Source organism: Kosakonia oryziphila, from assembly GCF_900094795.1.
GTDB classification, from domain to species: Bacteria; Pseudomonadota; Gammaproteobacteria; order Enterobacterales; family Enterobacteriaceae; genus Kosakonia; species Kosakonia oryziphila.
The window spans coordinates 51,046-74,713 of record NZ_FMBC01000020.1; the positions used below are offsets into that span (position 1 = coordinate 51,046).

Consider the following 23,668-nt stretch of genomic DNA (forward strand, 5'->3'; position numbering starts at 1 on the left):
CAAAGCAGTGCAGATGCAGATATTGTAGGCCCGGTAAGCAAAGCGCTACCGGGCGATAGACATAGTGCTTAACCTATCAGGCAGTTTCCGCCAGAGCAAGATCTGTACCGACGTCAATACGTTCATTGCCGTTATACAACCGCGCATGCTGCAAACCGACAAACAAGCGCTCGCCACGCTGCGGCGGTTGCTCATCGCGCATCACAACGGTGAGAGGTTCCGGGTTCCAGCCGAGCGGCTGTACTACCAGTTGGGTATAGTGTCCTTTCGGACTGGCTTCCAGTACCTGCACCGGCAATGGAGAATCCAGGCTAGTGCGGCGACTGATATCCACTTCCCAGGGACGCAAAAACAGATCCACTTCACCCTGCCAGGCGGGCGTATAACCCAGCGGCCAGCGATGTGCACCCACCAGGAACTGCCCACCCGTCACAGTGCCTTTCAGGCGATTGACCTCGCCCATAAACTCCAGCACAAAGCGGGTTGCTGGTTCGCGCCACACCTGATCCGGCGCATCCGCCTGTTCAATGTTTCCCTGGCTCATCACCACCACGCGATCGGCCACTTCCGTCGCCTCTTCCTGGTCGTGAGTGACGAACACGCTGGTAAATTTTAGCTCTTCATGCAACTGACGCAGCCAGCGACGCAGCTCTTTACGCACCTGTGCATCCAGTGCACCAAACGGTTCATCCAGCAGCAGGATCTGCGGCTCTACCGCCAGCGCACGCGCCAGTGCCACACGCTGCTTCTGCCCGCCGGAAAGCTGTGCAGGGTAGCGTTCTGCCAGATGGGCAAGCTGCACCATCTCCAGCAACTGCGTCACTTTGGCTTTGATTACAGCGGCATTCGGCCGCTCGCGACGTGGTAGCACCGTCAGACCAAAAGCGATGTTATCGAAGACTGTCATATGGCGGAACAGTGCATAGTGCTGAAACACAAAACCAACGCGGCGATCGCGGGCATGCAACCGACTTACATCCGTACCGTGAAAACGAATACGACCGCTGGTCTGGTGTTCCAGCCCGGCGATAATGCGCAACAGCGTGGTCTTCCCGGAACCGGATGGCCCCAGTAGCGCCACCATTTGCCCGGAAGGGATATCCAGCGAGATATCATTCAGCACCTGGGTGCGACCAAAGGACTTCTTAATATTGGCAATCTCAATGCTCATGATTTCCCTCCTGTTGCTGGCGTTTTTCATGGTTGTTCAAACGCCACTGCAACGCGCTCTTCAAAAACAGTGTCAAAATAGCCATCAGGGTCAGCAGAGCGGCGGCGGTAAATGCGCCTACGGTGTTGTAGTCCTGCTGCAGTAACTCAATTTGTAGCGGCAGCGACAGCGTCTCACCACGGATCGAACCGGAGACCACCGAGACCGCGCCAAACTCGCCAATCGCACGCGCGTTGGTCAGCACCACGCCATACAACAGCGCCCAACGGATATTCGGCAGCGTTACGCGGCGAAACATCTGCCAGCCGCTGGCCCCCAGCAGGATCGCCGCTTCATCTTCCTGACTCCCCTGGCTCAGCATCACCGGAACCAGTTCGCGCACAACGAACGGACAGGTGACGAAAATGGTAACCAACACCATGCCCGGCCAGGCAAACATAATTTGCAGGTTATGCGCATCCAGCCAGCCGCCAAGCGGGCCATTCGAACCGTAAAACAGCAGATAAACCAGACCTGCAACCACTGGTGAAACCGCAAACGGGATATCCAGTAATGTCAGCAAAAGCTGGCGACCAGGAAAGTTAAAACGGGTTACCAGCCACGCCAACAGTGTGCCAAACACCAGGTTAACCGGTACGGTGATCAGCGCAATCAGCACCGTCAGCCAGATGGCATGCAGCATGTCGGCATTCGCCAGATTTTCCAGCACCGGTGCCAGCCCTTTACTGAAAGCCTGTACGAAGATATATATCATCGGCACGACGAGGATAAACGCGGAGAGCAAAACCCCCGCGGCAATCAAAAATAGTTTCCCCCAGTTCACCTGAGGTTTGTCATAGCGTTTCAATTCGGTTATTTCCGCCATTAGTGACCTACTACACGCTGGCCAAAGCGGCTTTGCAGGGTGTTGATGGAAAACAGCAGCAGCAGAGACGCCGCGAGGATCACCGAAGCAATTGCACTCGCCGCCGGGTAATCAAACTCCTGCAAGCGAACAAAAATCATCAGCGAGGTGACTTCGGTCTTCCAGGCAATGTTACCGGCGATAAAGATCACCGCGCCAAATTCGCCGAGACTGCGGGTGAATGACAGCGCCACACCCGCCATCAGCGCCGGGGAAAGCTCAGGCAAAACAACGCGACGAAAGCTCTGCCAGCGTGTTGCGCCGAGGGTTTCCGCCGCTTCTTCGTATTCAGGCCCTAACTCCTCCAGCACCGGCTGGATGGTACGCACCACAAACGGGATGCTGGTAAAGGCCATTGCCACTGCAATGCCAAGCCAGGTGTAAGTCACTTTGATATCGAACTTCGCCAGCCACTCGCCATAAAATCCGTTCACGGAAAACAACGAGGCCAGCGTCAAACCGGCCACCGCAGTCGGCAGTGCAAACGGCAGGTCAATCAGCGCATCCAGCAGCGTGCGTCCCGGAAAACGGTAACGGGTGAGGATCCAGGCCATCAGCAGACCAAAAACGCCGTTAAAAACTGACGCCACAAACGCCGACAGCAAAGTAACTTTATAGGCCGCCACCACCTGTGGGTTGGTGACCACTTCCCAGTATTGCGACCAGCTCATTTGCGCCAGTTGCATTACCAGTGCGCTCAGCGGCAGCAGCAATACCAGACAAACAAAAAACAGGCTGCCACCGAGGCTTAAACCAAACCCCGGCAACACACGTTTTGCGGTTCCTGCAAACATCACTTACGCCCCGCCGCCAGTAACTTGTCCAGCTCGCCACCGCTGGCGAAGTGGGTTTTCATCACATCAGGCCAGGAGCCAAATTTGTCTTCCACGCGAAACAGCACCGTTTGCGGGAATTTATCCGCCAGCTTTGCCATGACATCCGGGTTATTCACGCGGTAGTAGTAATCGGTGATGATGGTTTGCGCCTGGGGGCTGTAGAGCCAGTTGAGGTATGCTTTCGCGGCTTTTTCCGTCCCGTTAGCTTTTACATTTTTATCGACCCACGCCACCGGGAATTCCGCCAGGATATTGACCTTCGGCACTACCACTTCAAAACCCTGCGCTTCGTACTGCTTGCGGATATTATTGACTTCGGATTCAAAAGTGATCAGCACATCGCCAAGACCGCGCTCAACGAACGTAGTGGTTGCGCCGCGACCGCCGGTATCGAACACTTCAACGTTTTTCAAAAACTGCGTCATAAACTGTTCAGTTTTCGCTTTATCGCCACCATCCGCCTGATCCGCTGCGCCCCACGCCGCCAGATAAGTGTAGCGGGCGTTACCGGAGGTTTTCGGGTTCGGGAAAATCAGTTTTACGTCGGAACGTACCAGGTCGCTCCACTCGTGGATATTCTTCGGATTGCCCTTACGAACAAGAAACGCCATCGTCGAATAGAACGGCGAACTGTTATTCGGTAAACGGCTTTGCCAGTCCGCCGGGATCAGGTTGCCTTTGTCGTGCAAGATCTGCACATCCGTCACCTGGTTGTAGGTAACAACATCTGCTTTCAGTCCCTGCAAAATCGCCAGCGCCTGTTTTGACGAACCGGCATGGGATTGTTTGATCGTCAGCTTATCGCCAGGGTTATCTTTCGCCCATTGCTGTTCAAACGGCGTATTCAGCGCCGCAAAGAGCTCGCGTGACACATCATAAGAGCTGTTTAGCAGTTCCGTCGCCTGCGCCTGCGCTGCCCACAGCGTCATTGCTGCCAGCGTCAGATATCCTTTTTTCAGTAAGTTAACGGCCATTGCGTACCCTTATAAGCTGATGACTTCACAACCCTCAGTTTATTTATAACGGGTGTGAAAACAGTAACGGTTTTATATACCATTTGGTGATTTGGAATCATAAAAGAATATAAGCAGCAAGGAGTATGGCCGGGCTCCCCGGCCAGGAAAAACGCGAGGTTTTACAGCGACAACAACTTATCAAGCGACGGTGCAAAATAGTAACCGCCTGTTACCGGATGGGTGAAACGCAACATTGCATCGCGTTTGCCATCGGCATCGCCAAACATGCTCAGCAGTTGCTGTTCAATGTTGTAGAGACGCGCACAGTAAGTACAGAAGTATAGGCCGTGCGTGCCGCTGGCAGTGCCGTACGGCAGACTCTGGCGCACAATTTTCAGCCCTTTGCCGTCCTCTTTCAGATCGACACGGGTCAGGTGCGAGGTAACCGGACGGGCATCGCCGTCGATCTCTTCATTCGCCTCTTTGGTGCGACCAATCATCATCTCCTGATCGGCAACGCTCATACGATTGAGCTGCTTCAGATTGTGCTCCCAGCGCTGCACCATCACATACGTACCACCAACGTCGACGCCATCCTGAATAATCGCCACTTCCCGGCGCTTCTCATCACCTGCCGGGTTTTCCGTACCGTCGACAAAACCGCTCAAATCGCGCTCTTCCACCCAACGGAAGCCGTGTGTCTCTTCTTTCACATCAATAGCATCGCCAAACGCCTCCAGAGCGGCCTGGGCGACGGAGAAATTCACATCGTGGCGCAGAGAGAGAATATGGATCAGCACATCATGTTGCGTGGCGGGAGCCAGACCTTTGCCGTAAGAGGGGAAATCTTTCAGCTCATCTGCGCCTTCCGGCCCGTTCAACGCGCGCCATGCGTTGTTACCGAAGGCCACCGTCGCCCCCAGCGCCGCATCGGGGAATTTTTGCTGAAAAGTCGCCAACTTATCGACAAAAACTTTACAGCCCGCGCGCAGAGCATCTATGTCCCCTTTGACGCTGGCCTCAATCCAAATCGCTGCACGGCAGTGTTCCGGCAAAATGCCGCTTTGCACCTGAAACATCACTCCTCCTGGAAAAAACAAGCCACACATGCGTGGCGATAAACGCGCTATTGTACCGTTTTTTCGCCCCGTCACGGCCCGTTGCGATCAAATTATCGGCGCCATACCAGCTTACTTAATTTCCAGTTTTTCAGCGTGTCATCAGAAGGCATCAACCCTTCTGGGCCGCTCCATTCGCCGGTAAACACATAGCTAATATGCTGGCTACCCGGCGCTTTACACTCAACGCCAGTACTGTCATCGCCCGCTCCTTTAACACAGTTGCCAAACGCCTTATCAAATACCGCGCTGAACGGTGTGCCAATTTTCACGCCTTTGTCGGTGGCGATATCGCTGTCCAGTACATCAATGCGGCTCACCGCTCCATTTTCGCCGTTAACGACCAGTGCCAGTTTGGTCTCTTTCAGCGCCTCGAAATAGCGGACAATGCGGCCATTTTCCGTCTTCATGCCGCTACGCAGATGGTAGTCGCCGCTTAACGCATCATTGATGGCCGGCTCATTGAGCGGCGTGCTGGCTGTGATTTTGCCGACACCGTTTTCGCTCATTTCGATCGAGGAACCAAACCAGTTCCATGGATACGCCGCCGACCAGTTTACGGAAGCAAGCGTTGAGCAGCCGGTTAACGCCAGCGGCAACACACAGATAAAAGTACGCAGGGATTTCATGCACCATTCCTTTTTTTCATTTAACGCCAGTTGGAGTCGCTGGCGGGCAAAAAGTGCCGTTCATTCATCTGAGGAATAAAAACAAGCGCGCAGACGGCGGGACGTCGCCAGCCACCAGAGAGCAAAGAGATCGATAATGAGTAGGGAAAGCCCAATACCGGAGAGTGCTTCACCGCAAAACCAGCGCGAGGGCAGCCATAGCACCAGCGCCAGTTGTACCAGCAGCAGTAGCGGGTAGATCGCGTGCCAGAAGCGAGGGTGATACTCTCGGCGTGCACTGAAAAAAAAAGCCAGCGCCGCAGGCAAGCCGGGCAATAAGCCCAGCCAGAACTGATGATGATCGGGATAAAACAGCGTCAGCAACGCATCGCCCTGCCCACGCGACGCACCGGCTATCACAAATAAAATCCACGTACGTGCCTGTAATACCAGCACGCACCAGAACAAAAAGGGAAGCCGAAGGCGTCCGTGCCTGTCGTAGTCGGAAGGTGAAATATCAATACTCTTCATCTTCTATCAAACGTTTGCCTAAGTTAACCGAGTCGCTATGCTCGTAGCCCAGCCGCTCATACATGCCGATCACCATCTCGTTATCTTCACGTACCATCAGGTTGATTTTCGGGCAGCCACGGGCAATCAGTTTTTTCTCCAGCCGATTGAGTAAGGCATTGGCGATGCCGCGGCCGCGAAATTCCGGGTGTACGCCGAGATAGTATGCCGAGCCACGATGGCCGTCATAACCGCCCATTACTGTGCCCACCACTTCACCACCCACTTCCGCCACCAGAAACAGACTGACATCGTGATTCACTTTTCGTTCGATATCCATTTCTGGATCATTCCATGGTCGCAGCAGCTCACAGCGCTCCCACAAGGTGATCACTTCTTCGAAATCGTCCTGGCGAAAAACGCGTATCTCCATGGTATTCCCCGTCTTTTCAACTGTGTAAGTGGTGATTATGGCCTGAAGCGGCGTCTTAGCCAATATCCCGCCTCTTTACCGTAGAAATTTGGCATAATGGCACTCTGTCACGTATTGAAATGAAAAGTAAAACAATCGCTCTTGTGGATTGTCGTCACGGCCAGGACGATACGATATAACACCAGGGACCACGGACAAAAACATTCAGACGTATGAGCACCTTTAAACCATTAAAAACACTCACCTCGCGTCGCCAGATGCTGAAAGCGGGTTTGGCCGCCCTGACATTGTCGGGCATGTCCCGTGCTATCGCTAAGGACGAAACGCCACTCAAAACTACCACCGGCCACAGCAAGCCAAAGGCAAAAAAAGCCGGAGCACGGCGCATCGTTATGCTCGATCCCGGCCACGGCGGTATTGATACCGGCGCTATTGGCCATAACGGCTCGAAAGAGAAACATGTGGTGCTGGCGATTGCCAAAAATGTCCGCGCGCAACTGCGGGCGCAGGGTATTGATGCACGTCTGACACGCACTGGCGATACCTTTATTCCGCTTTACGATCGGGTTGAAATCGCTCATCAGCACGGCGCGGATCTGTTTATGTCGATTCATGCCGATGGTTTTACCAACCCGAGCGCCGCTGGCGCGTCGGTGTTTGCGCTTTCCAACCGGGGCGCCAGTAGTGCGATGGCGAAATACCTGTCGGATAAAGAGAACGCCGCAGATGAAGTCGCCGGGAAAAAAGCCACCGATAAAGACCATTTGCTACAGCAGGTACTGTTCGATCTGGTGCAAACGGACACCATCAAAAACAGCCTGACACTCGGCTCGCATATTCTCAAGCAGATCAAACCGGTACACCGTCTGCACAGCCGCAATACAGAGCAGGCTGCGTTTGTGGTGCTAAAATCCCCGTCGATTCCGTCGGTACTGGTGGAAACGTCCTTTATCACCAATCCGGCGGAGGAAAAGCTGCTCGGCACCACGGCGTTTCGCCAGAAGATTGCCACCGCCATTGCCGACGGTATTCTGAACTACTTTAGCTGGTTCGATAACCACAAAGCTCATGTGAAGAGACGCGGATAATGACCCCAGAGATAGCGCCAGTAAAAAACGCCCTGCTTGCCCTACAGGATAAAATCTGCCGCCAGCTTAGCGACATCGACGGCGCGGCGTTTGTTGAAGACGCCTGGCAACGCGCGGAAGGTGGAGGTGGACGTAGCCGCGTGCTGCGCGACGGCGGCGTATTTGAACAGGCCGGGGTAAATTTTTCCCACGTCCACGGCGATGCGATGCCCGCATCCGCTACCGCACACCGTCCTGAACTGGCGGGTCGCAGCTTCGAAGCGATGGGCGTTTCGTTGGTTGTGCATCCGCGTAATCCCTATGTTCCGACCAGCCATGCCAACGTGCGTTTTTTTATTGCGCAGAAACCAGGTGCCGATCCGGTGTGGTGGTTCGGCGGCGGTTTCGATTTAACGCCCTACTACGGTTTTGAAGACGATGCGATCCACTGGCACCGCACCGCCCGCGATATCTGCTTGCCATTTGGTGAGACGGTCTATCCGCGCTACAAAAAGTGGTGCGATGACTATTTCTACCTCAAGCACCGCAATGAGCAGCGCGGCATCGGCGGGCTTTTTTTTGACGATCTGAACACGCCGGATTTTGACCACTGTTTTACGTTTATGCAGGCCGTCGGTAACGGTTATCTCGACGCGTATTTGCCCATCGTCGCGCGTCGCAAAGCGCTGCCTTACGGCGAGCGCGAGCGCGATTTCCAGCTCTATCGCCGTGGCCGCTACGTAGAGTTCAACCTGGTTTGGGATCGCGGAACGCTGTTTGGTTTGCAAACCGGCGGGCGTACCGAGTCGATTTTAATGTCGATGCCACCGTTAGTGCGTTGGGAATACAACTATCAACCCGCCGAAGGCAGCCAGGAAGCGGCCCTCAGCGAGTTTATTAAGGTTAAAGATTGGGTGTGATGTCGGGTTTTGTTGGCCGGATAAGGTCTTACGAGCCATCCGGCCATAATGCCTGAAGGCCCGGCACTATCAGGCCAGCAACACACTTACAGCGGCTGCGTCTGCGCTTCCACCACCGCCAGCGCCACCATGTTGACAATACGCCGTACTGAGGCGATTGGCGTCAGCACATGCACCGGTTTGGCAACGCCCATCAGCACCGGCCCGACGGTCACACCTTCTGAACTGGAGACGCGCAGCAGGTTGTAGCTGATTCGCGCGGCTTCAACATTAGGCATAATCAGGATATTCGCCTCCCCTTTCAGCGGGCTGTCCGGCATCCTCTCATGACGGATACTCTCATCAAGCGCCGCATCGCCGTGCATTTCGCCGTCGATCATCAGATCCGGCGCGCGTTGACGCACCAGGGTCAGCGTCTCGCGCATTTTCACCGCTGCGGGTGCATTGGATGAGCCAAACTGCGAATGCGACAGCAGCGCTACTCGCGGTTCGATACCAAAGCGCCGCACGGTTTCTGCTGCCAGCAAGGTGATCTCCGCCAGTTGCCCGGCACTCGGATCTTCATTGACATAGGTATCAGCAATAAATGTGTTACCGCTGGGCAGCAACAGCGCATTCATCGCCCCGGCCACATGCACATTATCGCGATAACCAAATATCTCCTGCACCACGCTGAAATGCTCATGGTAATCGCCTACAGTGCCGCAAATCATCGCGTCGGCTTCCCCACGATGCACCATGATCGCGCCGATCACCGTGGTGTTGGCGATCACTGCGCGCTGCGCCTGCTCTTGCGTAATCCCCCGGCGCTTCATAATGCTGAAGTATTCCGTCCAGTACTCTTTAAAGCGCGGATCCGACTCGTTGTTGACGATCTCAAAATCGACGCCCGGACGAATTTGCAGGCCGAGCTTCTGAATGCGCATCTCAATCACGCCCGGTCGCCCGACGAGGATCGGTTTCGCCAGCCCCAGCGTAACCAGCTCCTGCGTAGCATGCAGCACGCGCGGCTCTTCGCCTTCGGTCAGCACCACGCGTTTCGGCGCATTGCGGGCCTGGGAGAAAACCGGCTTCATAAACAGATTCGTTTTGTAGACAAACTCGGTGAGCTTATCGACATAGGCATCAAAATCAGTAATCGGCCGTGTCGCCACACCGGAGGCCATTGCCGCTTTCGCCACCGCAGGTGCGATTTTGACAATCAGCCGTGGGTCGAAAGGTTTCGGGATCAAATAATCCGGACCAAAACTCAAATCCTGATCGCCATATGCCGAAGCCACTACTTCACTCTGCTCCGCATGCGCCAGTTCAGCGATAGCGTTAACCGCCGCCAGCTTCATCTCTTCGTTGATAGCCGTAGCGCCCACATCCAGTGCGCCGCGGAAGATAAACGGGAAACAGAGCACGTTGTTTACCTGATTCGGATAATCGGAGCGGCCGGTACAGATAATCGCGTCCGGACGCACTGCTTTCGCCAGATCCGGCAGGATCTCCGGCTCCGGGTTCGCCAGCGCAAGGATCAGGGGTTGCCGCGCCATGCCTTTTACCATCTCCGGCGTCAGCACTTTTGGCCCGGAGCAACCGAGAAAGATATCTGCGCCTGCGACCACATCCGCCAGCGTGCGCTTACCGTCATCGTCAACGGCGTAGGCCGCTTTGGTCTCGGCCATATTCGGCTCGCGGCCTTTATAGATAACGCCTTTTGAATCGCAGACCACAATGTTGTGTTTCTGCATTCCCAGCGCCACCAGCAGGTTCATACAGGCGATAGCCGCCGCGCCCGCACCCGACACCACCATGCGCACGTCGGAGAGGTTCTTCTCCACAACGCGCAGGCCGTTAAGGATGGCGGCCGTGCTGATAATCGCCGTGCCGTGTTGATCGTCATGAAAAACCGGAATGTTCATGCGTTCGCGTAGTTTGGCTTCAATATAGAAGCACTCCGGCGCTTTGATATCTTCGAGGTTTATGCCGCCGAACGTCGGTTCCAGCGCGGCAACCACGTCGATCAGTTTGTCCGGATTTTGCTCATCCACTTCAATATCGAATACGTCGATACCGGCGAATTTCTTGAACAACACGCCTTTGCCTTCCATTACCGGCTTACCGGCCAGCGCGCCAATATTGCCAAGCCCCAACACAGCAGTGCCGTTAGAGATCACTGCGACGAGGTTGCCGCGCGCAGTGTATTTGTAGGCTGCTAGTGGATCTTTTTCTATTTCAAGGCAGGGTGCAGCAACGCCAGGCGAGTACGCCAGCGCAAGATCGCGCTGCGTGTCCAGCGGTTTTGTCGGGGAGACCTGAATCTTTCCCGGTCGCGGGAATTCATGGAAGTCGAGGGCACTTTGTTTTAGTTGGTCATCCATTTGAGGTTCCTTTCGCGTTTTGCTTTCAGAGTGATACCGCGTGATGTCTATCCCAATACGCCGCTTAGTATGGCCGCTGTCGCGATGGCAAACTTTGAACATAGCCAAACTCTCACCATACATAAGAAAAATTGTTATCAATTTATCGCATCTTTGTTACATCCCACCCAAAGCAGGCCGGGATGCTTCTGCTATGCTTTTTTGTTATGCATCTCTCATTTTTATCAAAGTGCGAATGGAAGCACTCCAATAACATATTGCTTTCAAAGGAGTTATTTTAATGAATCACTTAGACGGCCTGAAACAATTCACCACCGTAGTGGCAGACAGCGGCGATATCGAATCGATCCGCCACTATCAGCCGGAAGATGCTACGACTAACCCTTCTTTGCTGCTGAAAGCTGCCGGACTGGAGCATTTCACCCATCTGATTGATGACGCGATCGCTTATGGCAAAGCGCGCGGCAAAACGCAGGAGCATCAAGTCGCGGAAGCCAGCGACAAACTGGCAGTCAATTTTGGTGCGGAAATTCTGAAAAGCATTCCAGGGCGCGTTTCAACCGAGGTGGATGCGCGTCTCTCTTACGATAAAGCGAAAAGCGTCGCCAAAGCGCACCGCCTGGTTGAACTTTATGAGGAACAGGGCATTCCGAAATCCCGCATACTGATCAAACTGGCCTCAACCTGGGAAGGTATTCGCGCGGCAGAGGAACTGGAAAAAGAGGGCATCAACTGTAACCTGACGCTGCTGTTCTCCTTCGCCCAGGCACGCGCCTGCGCCGAAGCCGGGGTGTTTCTCATCTCGCCGTTCGTTGGCCGTATTTACGACTGGTATAACGATCGCAAACCGCTCGATCCCTACGTGGTGGATGAAGATCCTGGCGTGAAATCGGTGCGCAATATTTACGATTACTTCAAACAACATCGCTACGAAACCATCGTCATGGGCGCCAGCTTCCGCCGCACGGAACAGATCCTGGCGCTGGCTGGTTGCGATCGCCTGACTATCTCTCCGGCGTTGCTGAAAGAGTTGCAGGGACAAGAAGGGATTGTGGAACGCAAACTGGTTCCTTCACGCCAAACCTTCCACCGCCCGGAACCCCTTACGGAAGCAGAGTTCCGCTGGGAACATAACCTGGATCCGATGGCCGTCGACAAACTAGCCGACGGTATCCGCCAGTTCGCCGTCGATCAGCGCAAACTGGAAGATCTGCTGGCCGCCAAACTTTAACTTTGCCAAGGAGTGAACGATGTCCCGTAGAGAGCTTGCTAACGCCATTCGCGCCCTGAGTATGGACGCGGTGCAAAAAGCCAATTCCGGCCACCCTGGCGCGCCAATGGGGATGGCGGATATCGCCGAAGTACTGTGGAATGATTTTCTTAAACATAACCCGGCCGATCCCACCTGGTATGACCGCGACCGTTTTATCCTTTCTAACGGTCACGCTTCGATGCTGCTGTATAGCCTGCTGCACTTAAGCGGTTATGATTTGCCGCTCGAAGAGCTGAAAAATTTCCGCCAGTTACATTCAAAAACGCCGGGTCACCCGGAAATTGGTTACACGCCGGGCGTAGAAACCACCACCGGCCCGCTAGGTCAGGGGTTGGCGAACGCTGTCGGGCTGGCAATTGCCGAACGTACGCTGGCTGCGCAGTTTAATCGCCCCGGCCACGATATCGTCGATCATTACACCTATGTCTTTATGGGTGACGGTTGCCTGATGGAAGGCATCTCCCATGAAGTCTGTTCGCTGGCGGGAACACTGGGGCTGGGCAAGCTAATTGGTTTCTATGACCACAACGGTATCTCCATTGATGGTGAAACCGAAGGCTGGTTTACCGACGACACTGCCAAACGCTTCGAGGCGTATCACTGGCATGTGATTGGCGATATTGACGGCCACTCTCCGGAGGCGGTGAAAAAGGCCATCGAGGAAGCGCAAAGTGTGAAGGATAAGCCGTCGCTGATTATCTGCCGCACGGTGATTGGTTTTGGCTCGCCGAATAAAGCCGGTAAAGAGGAGTCACACGGCGCAGCGCTGGGGGAAGAAGAAGTGGCGCTGACCCGACAAAAACTGGGCTGGAAATACCCGGCTTTCGAAATCCCTAAAGAGATCTACCAGGCATGGGATGCCCGCGAACGCGGGGCAAAACAGCAGCATTCATGGAATGAGAAACTGGCGGCCTGGGAGAAAGAGTATCCAGAACTGGCTGCCGAGTTTAAACGCCGCATGAGCGGTAGTCTGCCGGAATCGTGGGAGAAAACCACCCGCGAGTGGATCAATAATTTGCAGGCGAATCCGGCGAAAATCGCCACCCGTAAAGCCTCGCAGAACACGCTGAACACCTATGGTCCGGTTCTGCCGGAGTTGCTTGGTGGCTCGGCCGATCTGGCGCCCAGCAACCTCACTATCTGGTCGGGCTCTAAATCGCTGAAAGAAGATCTTGCCGGTAACTACATTCACTATGGCGTGCGTGAATTTGGCATGACCGCCATCGCTAACGGCATTGCTCACCACGGCGGCTTTGTGCCTTACACCGCCACCTTCCTGATGTTTGTCGAATATGCGCGTAACGCGGCACGCATGGCTGCGCTGATGAAGGCCAGGCAGATAATGGTCTACACCCATGACTCCATCGGTCTGGGGGAAGATGGCCCGACGCACCAGGCCGTTGAACAGCTTGCCAGCCTGCGTTTAACGCCGAACTTCAGCACCTGGCGGCCCTGCGATCAGGTAGAAGCCGCAGTTGGCTGGAAGCTAGCCATTGAGCGCCATAACGGCCCGACAGCGCTGATTCTGTCGCGCCAAAACCTGACGCAAATGGAGAGAACGCCGGAGCAGGTGCAAGCCATCAGCCGCGGCGGCTACATTCTGCAAGAGAGCAGAGGGAAACCGGATCTGATCCTGATTGCCACCGGTTCGGAGATGGAAATCACCGTCAAAGCCGCAGAGCAACTGAGCGCCGAAGGCGTGAATGTGCGGGTGGTTTCGCTGCCTTCAACGGATATCTTTGATGCCCAGGATGAAGCGTGGCGCGAAGCGGTACTGCCGTCGGATGTCAGCGCGCGCGTCGCGGTGGAAGCCGGGATCGCCGACTACTGGTACAAATATGTCGGCCTGAAAGGAGCGATTGTCGGCATGACCGGCTACGGTGAATCCGCGCCCGCGGAAAAACTGTTCCCGTATTTTGGCTTTACCGTCGAAAACGTGGTAGCAAAAGCCAAAGCGGTACTGAAAAAATAAGGCTGCGACGCGCCAGCTTGTCTCGGCTGGCGCGCCCTTTATTTCATCACGGTCGCGGTGTCAGCTTCATTTTCCTGCCAGTAAATACCCTACTAGCGCGTCACCCATAGCGTGGGCCACGCATCAGGGCCATGCCAGCCATCGCAGGCCGGTTCCTGGGCGTAACGTACCAGGCGAAAACGTTGGCCATCAAAACGCCAGCGGCTCGACACGCCGCAATCCTGCAAACCACGCCCTTTCGACAATGTGTTCAGCTCGCTGCTTTTCTCGTCAAACACCGCGTTCATTAGCTCCATCTCATCATTGCCATTATCCGGCGTAAATGGCAGATGCAGGCGAACAGGCCGTGAAGCGAACGGTTTCTGCCGCGACACTAGCCACGCCAGATCGACAACGTTATACGCCCCCGCTTCACAGTCGATCATCAGCAACGCTTTGTCGTCGGTAAGCGCCGAGACACGAACCTGGCGGCGCATCGGATCCAGCGAACACGGGCTGTTGTTCATGCGCCAGTTGCCGTAATCCAGCAAATCATTCAGTTCTGCCAGGGTCAGTGGTGTCGGGGTTGCGTTAGTCTGAGCGACTTCTTTCAATGCGGGCGCAGGCGGAACGCTAAGCGGCGGGCCATCGCCCTTTTTAATCCACGCCGTTTCGCTACCGACACGCTTTTGCAGGGAATCAATGAACAGCAGAGCGGCTTTCAGCCCCACTAGCGAAATCGTTCTTTTGCTTCCCTGCAAGGTAATGGCCTGCCCTTCCTGGATGGTTTGCAGAAAACGGGCGATGGTTTCGCTGTCACTGGTCATCAGACGCCAGGGCGTAATTTGCCAGCGCGCTACTGCCAGTGTTAACGGTTGTTCGCCAAGCAGCAGACGGCCAGCGATGGGCGGCTCTTTGCCCACAGGCACATCAAGCCCGCCGAGCTCGATACGCAGCGTCGCAGCGGTTCGCGCACCGGCACTACGCTCTAATGTCATAACCAGACCATTGTGTTCGCCGGTATTACGCGCAACACAGAAATTCTGGTTATTGCAGGTCACCTGCCAGTCGGAGAAAGTGTGTTGTGCAGGCGCGGCCCACAGCAATGGCGCAGAGAAAAGCCCGAACAGCAGAGTGAAAATGCCGCGATAACGCATGAATGGTACAACCCCGGAAGAAGAGACGCAGAACCTGCGTATCTTCTATCTCCGGGTTCGCTTGCTCAATCGGATTTATCGGATAGCTTCATTTGAAACCTTCCGCTATTAAAAATTCAGTCCATTACCCCGGATAATTTCAGATACTGCAATAAAATCACCGCCTTGCCATCGAGAATCTCGCCGCTGGCGACCATTTCCAGCGCCTGGCTGAACGGAAACTCCAGCACTTCAATATCTTCGTCTTCCACGCCGCCACCGTTATTAACCCGCTGTGCATCGCCATATTCAGCAATAAAAAAGTGCACCAGCTCAGTCACACCGCCCGGCGACATATAGAGTTCAAAGACTTTACGCACCTCGCCGACCTGATAACCGGTCTCTTCAATCGCCTCTTTGCGGATACAGACTTCCGGCTCGTCGTCATCGAGCAAACCGGCACAGCTCTCAATCAGACGGCCATCCTCATTGCCGTTTACCCAGGTCGCAACCCGGAACTGGCGGATCAGCAGAACGCTCTTTTTATCGCGGTTATACAGCAGGATGGTTGCGCCGTTGCCACGGTCATAAACTTCGCGTTTATGGCGAATGACTTCGCCGTTGCCACGGGTCAGCTCATAGGTGATATTGCGCAGAATAAAGTAGTTTTCAGAAAGGATTTTATCTTTGATGACATTGATTTTCAGTGACATACAGGCTCCAGGGCATTAGGCGGTGTCCCGTAATTGGTCGTGGTGGCGACGCTGGGTACAAAGCGCGTTATCAAGGCGGAGGATGCAGGGCATAGTGGGCCTGTGTTCAAGTCCGACAACGCAGAGAACGCACTTTTTAAACGCGTCCCGAAGGGCTGAGGCCATTTTTACGCATGACTGCGTTGCTCACGGCTCATTTGGCTCCCCAAACGTCGCCGTTCGCGCCTTGCCCTGCGTAAAAATGACCATCAGCGCCACTCGTGCACAATTACGGGACACAGCCTAACACTTATCGTTATAGTATGCCGAAGAGCCTGTTTTGTCGCGCCAGCGGTTAATGCTTATCCGGCGTTTTTACCCCTAACCAGTCCAGCATGCCTTGCGCAGCATGACGCCCTTCCGCCATGGCTGTCACCACCAAATCGGCGCCGCGCACCGCATCGCCACCGGCGAAAATTTTCGGGTTACTGGTCTGGTAACGGTACGGGCTGTTAACGCTGGCAGCAATGCGTCCCCACTCATCCATGCGCACACCCTGACGCTCCAGCCACGGCATGGAATGTGGGTGAAAGCCAAACGCCATGATTACCGCATCGGCAGGCATGACAAACTCGCTGCCTGCAATCGGCACCGGGCGACGACGCCCTTTTGCATCCCGTTCACCCAGTTGCGTTCGCAACAGGCGAATGCCGCAAACCTTGCCGCTTTCATCCAGTTCAACACTTACTGGTTGCACATTAAATTCGAATTCTGCCCCCTCATCGCGGGCGTTTTTCACCTCTTTCTTCGAACCGGGCATATTGGCTTCGTCGCGCCGATACGCGCAGGTCACTTTGCGTGCTCCGTGGCGCAGCGCCGTGCGCACGCAGTCCATCGCCGTATCACCGCCGCCCAGCACCACCACATCCAGGCCTTCAGTATTGATAAACGGCTCTTGCGGGATTTCCGGTAGCCCCATCAATTGTTTCGTATTGGCAATCAAAAACGGCAACGCATCATACACGCCAGGTGCATCATCGTTCGGCAGATTGGCCTGCATTGAACGATACGTACCCACGCCGATAAACACCGCGTCGTAATCACTTAGCAGCGTATCCAGTGCGATATCTTTGCCGATTTCGCAGTTCAGCTCGAAACGGATTCCCATCGCGCTGAAGATTTCCCGGCGGCGCACCAGTAGCGATTTATCCAGCTTGAAGGAGGGAATACCAAACGTCAGCAGGCCGCCAATTTCAGGGTGCCGATCAAAGACTGTCACGCTAACGCCATGACGCGCCAGCACATCCGCGCAGGCCAGCCCGGCAGGACCGGCGCCAATAATAGCAATGCGCTTACCCACCGCCTGCACCTGGGCTAAATCCGGCCGCCAGCCCTGCGCCAGCGCCTGATCGGAAATATAGCGCTCGATATTGCCGATAGTCACCGCGCCATACTCATCGCGCACCGTGCAGGCACCTTCACATAAGCGATCCTGCGGGCAGACACGCCCAGTGATCTCCGGCAGGCAGTTGGTTTGATGGGAAAGCTCAACGGCAGAGGCAATATCGCCCTCTTTCACTCGCGCAACCCACTGCGGAATATGGTTGTGCAGCGGACAGGTCCATTCGCAGATGCTGTGTTCACCACAGCTCAGACAACGTTGCGCTTCACGCTGCGCCTGGTCTGCGCGAAACGGCAGGTAGATTTCATCAAAGCCGCACTTGCGTGCCGCCAGCGGCAGTTTATCCGGCTCTCCACGCGCGGGCGTTTTACGCATCTGCAACACTTTGCGATCGTCAAAAGCGGATGTTAGCACCTCACCGCTGTGCCACGGCTGAGCTTCATGGCTTGCGGTACGCAGACGACGTGTTTTTGCCAGATTTTCCAGTACGTCGCTATTAACCAGTTGCAGCGCATCTGCCGGACAGTTTTGCGCACAGGCCGGACCTTCAGCGCGACCGGCGCAGAGATCGCATTTGTGCGCTGTCGCTTTTACCTCACCTTCGCCAACGGGCGTGACCAGCACTTGCATGGTGCCGAACGGACAGGCGACAACGCAGGATTTGCAGCCAATACATTTCTGCTGGTTAACCTGTACCGAATCATCGACGCGGCTAATGGCGCCGTTCGGGCAACTGCGGGCACAGGGCGCAGCTTCACAATGATGACAGGTCACCGCGCTACACTGCTGTTGATGCTTAATCACCGTAATTCGCGGATGAAATTGTTCGGGGCTTAATACATGTTGCTCATCGTTATGCGCCATCACGCAGGCCACTTCGCAGGCACGACATCCTATACATTGTTGGCTATTCGCCATAATAAAACGATTCATGGCAACCTTCTTTTTATTAATTTGTTTAACCCTGGTTTTAATCAGGTATTTTATTTACCGGGAGTCTCAGAGACAGGCAATGTTCAATTGCCCAGGAAGGTTATCTATTTGTCACGAGCTTGTAGCAGATCAATTTCCTGACGCATTCGGGGGACAGACGTCTCCTTTTGGCAGGGTTAAAAAGGGCTCCGCGCAGCGCGACCTTTAAGCGGGTGTTTTTGCCGCCAATAGCGCAAATAATCAATAACTGTAAAAAAACGTCTTTAAACTGACAAACCGGCAGGGGAAAGTTTGGGTTAAAAAAGGTTGTGCATAAATACCCCTTAAACGGGCATGATAATTTACATCATCTCCTTTTTTTCTCCACGATTGATTTCTGCATTGCCGCTACATTGATGCCAACAATGTGACGATACACAAAATCATTCACACTGCGTCGAGGCGGCAAGACTGCGCAGCCCCAGGAGCTTACATAAGTAAGTGACTGGGGTGCAAAGTCGAAGCCAACAAAGAGGCAGTTTGAAGGATAACGTGTATATAACGATACACAGCGATAAGAGGTTCTCTTTCTGATGGCGAATTTTTTTATTGATCGCCCCATTTTTGCGTGGGTGCTGGCGATCCTGCTTTGTCTTACGGGGACACTTGCCATTATCTCTTTACCCGTCGAGCAATATCCTGATTTAGCACCACCTAACGTTCGTATTACTGCCAACTACCCGGGCGCTTCGGCGCAAACGCTGGAAAATACCGTTACCCAGGTTATCGAGCAAAATATGACTGGCCTCGACAATCTGATGTATATGTCGTCGCAAAGTAGCTCTGCTGGCCAGGCGACGATAACGCTGAACTTTAGTGCCGGAACCAACCCGGATGAAGCCGTGCAACAGGTGCAAAACCAGTTGCAGTCCGCGCTGCGTAAACTGCCACAGGCGGTACAGAATCAGGGCGTAACGGTGCGTAAAACCGGTGATACTAACATCCTGACCATCGCCTTCGTGTCCACCGATGGATCGATGGATAAGCAGGATATCTCCGATTATGTCGCCAGTAATATTCAGGACCCTATTAGCCGCGTCAACGGCGTCGGCGATATCGATGCGTACGGTTCGCAATATTCGATGCGCATCTGGCTCGACCCGGCAAAACTCAATAGCTACCAGCTCACCGCATCTGACGTTACCAAAGCCATTTCGTCGCAGAACGCGCAGATCGCGGTCGGCCAGCTTGGCGGCACACCTTCCGTTGACCGACAGGCACTTAACGCCACCATCAATGCGCAGTCGCTGTTACAAACGCCAGAGCAGTTTCGCAATATCACACTGCGCGTCAACCAGGATGGTTCCGAAGTACGGCTAGCCGATGTAGCAACGGTGGAACTGGGCGCAGAAAAATATGATTACCTGAGCCGCTTTAATGGTAAAGCCGCCTCCGGACTGGGGATAAAGCTGGCCTCCGGTGCCAACGAAATGGCAACCGCTGAGCTGGTGATTAACCGGCTTAATGAGCTGGAGCCTTTTTTCCCGCATGGTCTGGAATATAAGGTCGCTTATGAAACCACTTCGTTTGTAAAAGCATCAATTACCGATGTGGTGAAAACCCTGCTGGAAGCGATCTTGCTGGTATTCCTGGTGATGTATCTGTTCCTGCAAAACTTCCGTGCCACTCTGATCCCCACCATTGCCGTACCGGTCGTGCTGCTCGGTACATTCGCGGTGCTTTACTCCTTCGGCTACAGCATCAACACACTGACCATGTTCGCCATGGTGTTAGCCATCGGTCTGTTGGTGGACGATGCGATTGTGGTGGTCGAAAACGTCGAACGCATCATGACCGAAGAGGGGCTTTCGCCCAGGGAAGCGACGCGCAAATCGATGAGTCAGATTCAGGGCGCACTGGTCGGGATAGCGATGGTGCTATCGGCGGTGTTTGTGCCGATGGCTTTCTTTGGCGGCACCACGGGCGCTATCTACCGTCAATTCTCCATCACCATTGTTTCGGCGATGGTACTGTCAGTGCTGGTGGCGATGATCCTCACTCCGGCGCTATGCTCGACGTTGCTGAAGCCGCTGCACAAGGGCGAGTTGCACGGACAGAAAGGATTCTTCGGCGCATTTAACCGTGTTTTCGACCGCAATGCGCATCGCTATGAGACCGTAGTTGGGAAAATCCTCCACCGCAGCCTGCGCTGGATTGTGCTCTATGTGCTGCTGATTGGCGGCATGGTGTTGCTCTTCCTGCGCCTGCCCACTTCGTTTTTGCCGCTGGAAGACCGCGGGATGTTCACTACTTCCGTGCAATTGCCGAGCGGCGCAACGCAGCAACAGACGCTGAAAGTGGTACAAAAAGTCGAAGATTATTTTTTCACCCATGAAAAAGAGAATGTCGAATCGGTCTTCTCTACCGTTGGTTCCGGTCCTGGGGGGAATGGGCAAAACGTTGCACGTCTGTTTGTTCGCCTGAAAGACTGGGATGCGCGTAACCCGACAACTGGCAGTGCTGCCGCCATTATTGAACGCGCCACCAAAGCCTTTAACCGCATTAATGAAGCCCGCATCTTTGCCAGCAGCCCGCCGGCCATCAGCGGGTTGGGCAGTTCCGCCGGTTTTGATATGGAGTTGCAGGATCACGCCGGAGCAGGCCACGATGCGCTGATGGCGGCGCGTGACAGGCTGCTGGAGATGGCGGCGAAAGATCCGGCGCTAACCCGTGTTCGCCATAACGGCCTCGACGACAGTGCACAGTTGCAAATTGATGTCGATCAGCGCAAAGCACAGGCGCTGGGTGTGTCGATTAATGATATTAACGACACGCTGCAAACGGCCTGGGGTTCCAGCTACGTTAATGACTTTATGGATCGCGGCCGCGTGAAGAAAGTCTACGTACAGGCAGCCGCGAAGTTCCGCATGTTACCGGACGATATCAACCTCTGGTTCGTGCGCAATAGTGCCGGAACAATGGTGCCCTTCTCAGCCTTTGCCACCTCGCACTGGGAAACCGGCTCACCGCGCCTCGAACGTTACAACGGCTATGCCGCGCTGGAGATTATCGGCGAGTCCGCTCCCGGCGTCAGTACCGGCACGGCAATGGATGTGATGGAGAAACTGGTCAAACAGTTGCCGAACGGTTTTGGGCTGGAGTGGACGGCAATGTCCTATCAGGAACGGCTCTCCGGCTCACAGGCACCTGCGCTGTATGCCGTATCGCTGCTGGTGGTGTTCCTGTGTCTGGCGGCGCTGTATGAGAGCTGGTCGGTGCCGTTTTCGGTGATGCTGGTCGTGCCGCTCGGCGTGATCGGTGCGCTGCTGGCGACCTGGGCGCGCGGGCTGGAAAACGATGTCTATTTCCAGGTCGGTCTGCTGACGGTTATCGGCCTGTCGGCGAAGAACGCCATTCTGATTGTTGAATTTGCCAACGACATGAATGCGAAAGGTGAAGACCTGCTGGTTTCAACGCTGCATGCCTGCCGCCAGCGTCTGCGTCCTATTTTAATGACCTCGTTGGCCTTTGTCTTCGGCGTACTGCCGATGGCGACCAGCACCGGTGCCGGTTCCGGCAGCCAGCATGCGGTCGGTACGGGCGTTATCGGCGGGATGCTCTCCGCCACCGTCCTGGCTATCTTCTTCGTACCGCTGTTCTTTGTGCTGGTGCGTCGCCGCTTCCCGCTGAAAGAGCGCGCGCGATAAGGCCAAACAAAAAGGCGGCTCCGGAGAGTCGCCTTTTTTTATGTGATTTGTCACATTTTATTTTTAAGCCATCACCGCTTAACGATTCGTCAGGAAATTATTTACGAAGCATGACTTCGATAAAATCTTTCCAGTTCCCCAGTTCATGTTCAATCATAGCAACCTCTCTTATTATTGCCGCCATTCTACTAAACGCCCCGATGACTGTGAAGATATTTTCAACGATTGCTTCACTCATCATTAGCAGGGTATTTTTAATGGAGCTGTAATAACTATGCATCGGCAATTCGCTTTTTACTGTGAGTGATAGCAATATTCCATATCTTCTATAAGGATAAATAAAATGGCGATCACATTGTACGATAAATCTGCAATTGAAAACGTTGACTGGCAGGTAGTGACCGCACTGCTCGCCACCGGTGGGCTCAACCAGCGCGACCCGGTGTTAGTCGAACAGGCATGGCGTAACAGCACCTTCTGCTGGTTCGGTTACCATGAGGGGAAACTGGTCGCCACAGCGCGGGCCATTAGCGATCTGACATGGGCCAGCTACGCGGCGGACATTGTTGTTGCGCCTGACATGCAAGGCCGCGGTTATGGTAAGTAGTTGATGATCACTATTGTTAAAACGTTATTACCCTTCGGCAAAACATTTATATATTCAGTTCCGGAAAAGACAGGATTTTATAAAAAATATGGCTTTCGTTTTTTAACTACTGGAATGGTATGCGCAACATCTGAAAATTTATTGAAACTGGAACAAAGCGGTTACATTCGTTAAAAACATATTAGCAGAAGAATGATATTCTAATTATATCCGTTATTCTAATTCCTTGAGCAAACTTCCAAAAAATGAGACAAAAGGATTCACCATGATCACAATGTACGGCATTAAAATACATTGAACATTAAACAAAATTTTTATATTTTCATGGAAGAGAAGTATTTTAACTATCAGTAACAAGTAGTTATGTGACCCAATACAAACACAAAAGAGGCCATAGAGCCTCTTTATTGTTACAACTTAGGTGTATTAGCTCAGACCTGATCTGACAGTTACCGGTTATTTATACAGGTGTCTGTCAGATTACATCTGGCTTAAATTTTTCTCAGCCCAGATGTGTTTTCCATCAAGTAATTTTCGCAGCGGCCTTTTCAACATAACGAGTCGTACATTATGCGCTCCAATGATGAGGAGCGCGAAAGCTGCTCAGTTCTGCCAGTTAATCATCTCATCCAGTCCAGACAGCAACGCCGGAAAATAGCTCTGATCAAGGTAAAACGTATCGGTGACTTTGACGCTGTCTGCATGTTCCTCCGGCCTCAAGGTCAAATTTACTTCGACATGATCAGGATGTATTTTCCTGAAAGAAATATTGATTCTGTTTTCCAGACTCTCGAAGTTCACAGGAGATGATTCAGTTGATGAAATCATGCTTTGATAAATATTTTCAACTCCATGTTTTAATTGTGAAAGTTCGTAGACTGTAAATGCCGTTTTAAACTCTGTTTGCAACTCAGGCAAAAAAAATTCAATCCATACATTTATCCAGTCATCATCATCTGGATTACACTCTCTTTCGTAAGGTGTAAGTCTTAATCGTCTGGTTCCACAAATAAGCTCAATCATAATCAACCTGATCATTTGTATAAAAAGTGACTAACTGTCCAATCTTTTTCTCTGACAACAACTTCCAGCATGTATT

General features: G+C 53.8%; 19 protein-coding genes and 1 pseudogene. 6 read left to right on the forward strand and 14 right to left on the reverse strand.

Translation table 11 applies throughout. From position 1 onward, the window contains the following. Positions 1 to 76: 76 nt before the first annotated feature. The 8 genes from cysA to GA0061070_RS11435 all read right to left on the reverse strand — a co-directional run bounded on the left by cysA (position 77) and on the right by GA0061070_RS11435 (position 6,536). The gene (gene cysA / locus GA0061070_RS11400; RefSeq protein WP_090136226.1) at positions 77 to 1,171 is read right to left on the reverse strand and encodes a sulfate/thiosulfate ABC transporter ATP-binding protein CysA; all 1,095 of its coding nucleotides are present in this window, start codon (positions 1,169 to 1,171) and stop codon (positions 77 to 79) included. Beyond that, positions 1,161 to 2,036 carry a sulfate/thiosulfate ABC transporter permease CysW gene (cysW, locus tag GA0061070_RS11405; protein WP_090136228.1) on the reverse strand — a complete coding sequence of 292 codons (876 nt, stop codon included), beginning with the start codon at positions 2,034 to 2,036 and terminating at the stop codon, positions 1,161 to 1,163. The genes cysA and cysW overlap by 11 nt, the downstream gene beginning before the upstream one ends. Next, on the reverse strand, positions 2,036 to 2,869 hold the full coding sequence (cysT, locus tag GA0061070_RS11410) for a sulfate/thiosulfate ABC transporter permease CysT (protein WP_090136230.1): 834 nt from the start codon (positions 2,867 to 2,869) through the stop codon (positions 2,036 to 2,038). The genes cysW and cysT overlap by 1 nt, the downstream gene beginning before the upstream one ends. Then, positions 2,869 to 3,885, reverse strand: a complete 1,017-nt coding sequence (locus tag GA0061070_RS11415; RefSeq protein WP_090136232.1) for a sulfate ABC transporter substrate-binding protein — start codon at positions 3,883 to 3,885, stop codon at positions 2,869 to 2,871. Before GA0061070_RS11415 ends, cysT begins: the two co-directional genes overlap by 1 nt. Before the next feature lie 161 nt (positions 3,886 to 4,046). After that, a complete protein-coding gene (locus GA0061070_RS11420; protein ID WP_090136234.1) occupies positions 4,047 to 4,946 on the reverse strand; it encodes a Dyp-type peroxidase in 900 nt (299 codons plus the stop codon). Between the two features lie 92 nt (positions 4,947 to 5,038). After that, a complete protein-coding gene (locus GA0061070_RS11425) occupies positions 5,039 to 5,614 on the reverse strand; it encodes an RpoE-regulated lipoprotein (protein WP_090136235.1) in 576 nt (191 codons plus the stop codon). 60 nt (positions 5,615 to 5,674) lie between these two features. Then, positions 5,675 to 6,124, reverse strand: coding sequence for a DUF2919 domain-containing protein (locus tag GA0061070_RS11430; RefSeq protein ID WP_090136237.1), 450 nt, complete (start codon positions 6,122 to 6,124; stop codon positions 5,675 to 5,677). Next, a complete protein-coding gene (locus GA0061070_RS11435; RefSeq protein WP_090136239.1) occupies positions 6,111 to 6,536 on the reverse strand; it encodes a GNAT family acetyltransferase in 426 nt (141 codons plus the stop codon). Before GA0061070_RS11435 ends, GA0061070_RS11430 begins: the two co-directional genes overlap by 14 nt. Positions 6,537 to 6,748: 212 nt before the next feature. Here GA0061070_RS11435 and amiA point away from each other — a divergent pair, with 212 nt between their 5' ends. Further along, complete coding sequence (gene amiA / locus GA0061070_RS11440; RefSeq protein WP_090136241.1) at positions 6,749 to 7,624, forward strand: N-acetylmuramoyl-L-alanine amidase AmiA; 876 nt, start codon at positions 6,749 to 6,751, stop codon at positions 7,622 to 7,624. Further along, positions 7,624 to 8,523 carry an oxygen-dependent coproporphyrinogen oxidase gene (hemF, locus tag GA0061070_RS11445; protein WP_090136243.1) on the forward strand — a complete coding sequence of 300 codons (900 nt, stop codon included), beginning with the start codon at positions 7,624 to 7,626 and terminating at the stop codon, positions 8,521 to 8,523. The genes amiA and hemF overlap by 1 nt, the downstream gene beginning before the upstream one ends. A gap of 86 nt (positions 8,524 to 8,609) precedes the next feature. Here hemF and maeB read toward each other — a convergent pair whose 3' ends face one another. Next, positions 8,610 to 10,889 carry an NADP-dependent oxaloacetate-decarboxylating malate dehydrogenase gene (maeB, locus tag GA0061070_RS11450; RefSeq protein WP_090136245.1) on the reverse strand — a complete coding sequence of 760 codons (2,280 nt, stop codon included), beginning with the start codon at positions 10,887 to 10,889 and terminating at the stop codon, positions 8,610 to 8,612. A 280-nt stretch (positions 10,890 to 11,169) separates the two neighbouring features. Between maeB and tal the strand changes: the two genes are divergently transcribed. Together tal and tkt are read left to right on the forward strand one after the other, a co-directional pair. Next, the gene (gene tal / locus GA0061070_RS11455; protein ID WP_090136247.1) at positions 11,170 to 12,120 is read left to right on the forward strand and encodes a transaldolase; all 951 of its coding nucleotides are present in this window, start codon (positions 11,170 to 11,172) and stop codon (positions 12,118 to 12,120) included. 19 nt (positions 12,121 to 12,139) lie between these two features. After that, positions 12,140 to 14,134, forward strand: coding sequence for a transketolase (gene tkt, locus GA0061070_RS11460; protein ID WP_090136249.1), 1,995 nt, complete (start codon positions 12,140 to 12,142; stop codon positions 14,132 to 14,134). Positions 14,135 to 14,226: 92 nt separating this feature from the next. Here tkt and GA0061070_RS11465 read toward each other — a convergent pair whose 3' ends face one another. The 3 genes from GA0061070_RS11465 to aegA form a co-directional block, all read right to left on the reverse strand. Further along, the gene (locus GA0061070_RS11465; protein WP_090136250.1) at positions 14,227 to 15,270 is read right to left on the reverse strand and encodes a DUF1176 domain-containing protein; all 1,044 of its coding nucleotides are present in this window, start codon (positions 15,268 to 15,270) and stop codon (positions 14,227 to 14,229) included. A gap of 116 nt (positions 15,271 to 15,386) precedes the next feature. Beyond that, the gene (nudK, locus tag GA0061070_RS11470; RefSeq protein WP_090136252.1) at positions 15,387 to 15,962 is read right to left on the reverse strand and encodes a GDP-mannose pyrophosphatase NudK; all 576 of its coding nucleotides are present in this window, start codon (positions 15,960 to 15,962) and stop codon (positions 15,387 to 15,389) included. A gap of 334 nt (positions 15,963 to 16,296) precedes the next feature. Further along, positions 16,297 to 18,276 (reverse strand): formate-dependent uric acid utilization protein AegA, encoded by a 1,980-nt coding sequence (gene aegA / locus GA0061070_RS11475; protein ID WP_090136254.1) that lies wholly within the window; start codon positions 18,274 to 18,276, stop codon positions 16,297 to 16,299. A gap of 572 nt (positions 18,277 to 18,848) precedes the next feature. Between aegA and acrD the strand changes: the two genes are divergently transcribed. Further along, the gene (gene acrD, locus GA0061070_RS11480; protein WP_090136256.1) at positions 18,849 to 21,962 is read left to right on the forward strand and encodes a multidrug efflux RND transporter permease AcrD; all 3,114 of its coding nucleotides are present in this window, start codon (positions 18,849 to 18,851) and stop codon (positions 21,960 to 21,962) included. A 97-nt stretch (positions 21,963 to 22,059) separates the two neighbouring features. Here acrD and ypfM read toward each other — a convergent pair whose 3' ends face one another. Then, a complete protein-coding gene (gene ypfM, locus GA0061070_RS24755) occupies positions 22,060 to 22,119 on the reverse strand; it encodes a protein YpfM (RefSeq protein ID WP_121266137.1) in 60 nt (19 codons plus the stop codon). Between the two features lie 186 nt (positions 22,120 to 22,305). Here ypfM and GA0061070_RS11485 point away from each other — a divergent pair. Then, a pseudogene (locus GA0061070_RS11485) lies at positions 22,306 to 22,743 on the forward strand (GNAT family N-acetyltransferase). Positions 22,744 to 23,172: 429 nt separating this feature from the next. On the opposite strand, the gene GA0061070_RS11490 reads toward GA0061070_RS11485, so the two are convergent. Then, complete coding sequence (locus GA0061070_RS11490) at positions 23,173 to 23,592, reverse strand: WapI family immunity protein (protein WP_139109753.1); 420 nt, start codon at positions 23,590 to 23,592, stop codon at positions 23,173 to 23,175. Positions 23,593 to 23,668 lie beyond the last annotated feature (76 nt).

What these genes read in the sequence shown, in the direction of transcription:
- cysA (WP_090136226.1), bottom strand. Translation starts at nt 1,171, where the DNA reads ATGAGCATTGAGATTGCCAATATTAAGAAGTCCTTTGGTCGCACCCAG.
- cysW (WP_090136228.1), bottom strand. Translation starts at nt 2,036, where the DNA reads ATGGCGGAAATAACCGAATTGAAACGCTATGACAAACCTCAGGTGAAC.
- cysT (WP_090136230.1), bottom strand. Translation starts at nt 2,869, where the DNA reads ATGTTTGCAGGAACCGCAAAACGTGTGTTGCCGGGGTTTGGTTTAAGC.
- GA0061070_RS11415 (WP_090136232.1), bottom strand. Translation starts at nt 3,885, where the DNA reads ATGGCCGTTAACTTACTGAAAAAAGGATATCTGACGCTGGCAGCAATG.
- GA0061070_RS11420 (WP_090136234.1), bottom strand. Translation starts at nt 4,946, where the DNA reads ATGTTTCAGGTGCAAAGCGGCATTTTGCCGGAACACTGCCGTGCAGCG.
- GA0061070_RS11425 (WP_090136235.1), bottom strand. Translation starts at nt 5,614, where the DNA reads ATGAAATCCCTGCGTACTTTTATCTGTGTGTTGCCGCTGGCGTTAACC.
- GA0061070_RS11430 (WP_090136237.1), bottom strand. Translation starts at nt 6,124, where the DNA reads ATGAAGAGTATTGATATTTCACCTTCCGACTACGACAGGCACGGACGC.
- GA0061070_RS11435 (WP_090136239.1), bottom strand. Translation starts at nt 6,536, where the DNA reads ATGGAGATACGCGTTTTTCGCCAGGACGATTTCGAAGAAGTGATCACC.
- amiA (WP_090136241.1), top strand. Translation starts at nt 6,749, where the DNA reads ATGAGCACCTTTAAACCATTAAAAACACTCACCTCGCGTCGCCAGATG.
- hemF (WP_090136243.1), top strand. Translation starts at nt 7,624, where the DNA reads ATGACCCCAGAGATAGCGCCAGTAAAAAACGCCCTGCTTGCCCTACAG.
- maeB (WP_090136245.1), bottom strand. Translation starts at nt 10,889, where the DNA reads ATGGATGACCAACTAAAACAAAGTGCCCTCGACTTCCATGAATTCCCG.
- tal (WP_090136247.1), top strand. Translation starts at nt 11,170, where the DNA reads ATGAATCACTTAGACGGCCTGAAACAATTCACCACCGTAGTGGCAGAC.
- tkt (WP_090136249.1), top strand. Translation starts at nt 12,140, where the DNA reads ATGTCCCGTAGAGAGCTTGCTAACGCCATTCGCGCCCTGAGTATGGAC.
- GA0061070_RS11465 (WP_090136250.1), bottom strand. Translation starts at nt 15,270, where the DNA reads ATGCGTTATCGCGGCATTTTCACTCTGCTGTTCGGGCTTTTCTCTGCG.
- nudK (WP_090136252.1), bottom strand. Translation starts at nt 15,962, where the DNA reads ATGTCACTGAAAATCAATGTCATCAAAGATAAAATCCTTTCTGAAAAC.
- aegA (WP_090136254.1), bottom strand. Translation starts at nt 18,276, where the DNA reads ATGAATCGTTTTATTATGGCGAATAGCCAACAATGTATAGGATGTCGT.
- acrD (WP_090136256.1), top strand. Translation starts at nt 18,849, where the DNA reads ATGGCGAATTTTTTTATTGATCGCCCCATTTTTGCGTGGGTGCTGGCG.
- GA0061070_RS11490 (WP_139109753.1), bottom strand. Translation starts at nt 23,592, where the DNA reads ATGATTGAGCTTATTTGTGGAACCAGACGATTAAGACTTACACCTTAC.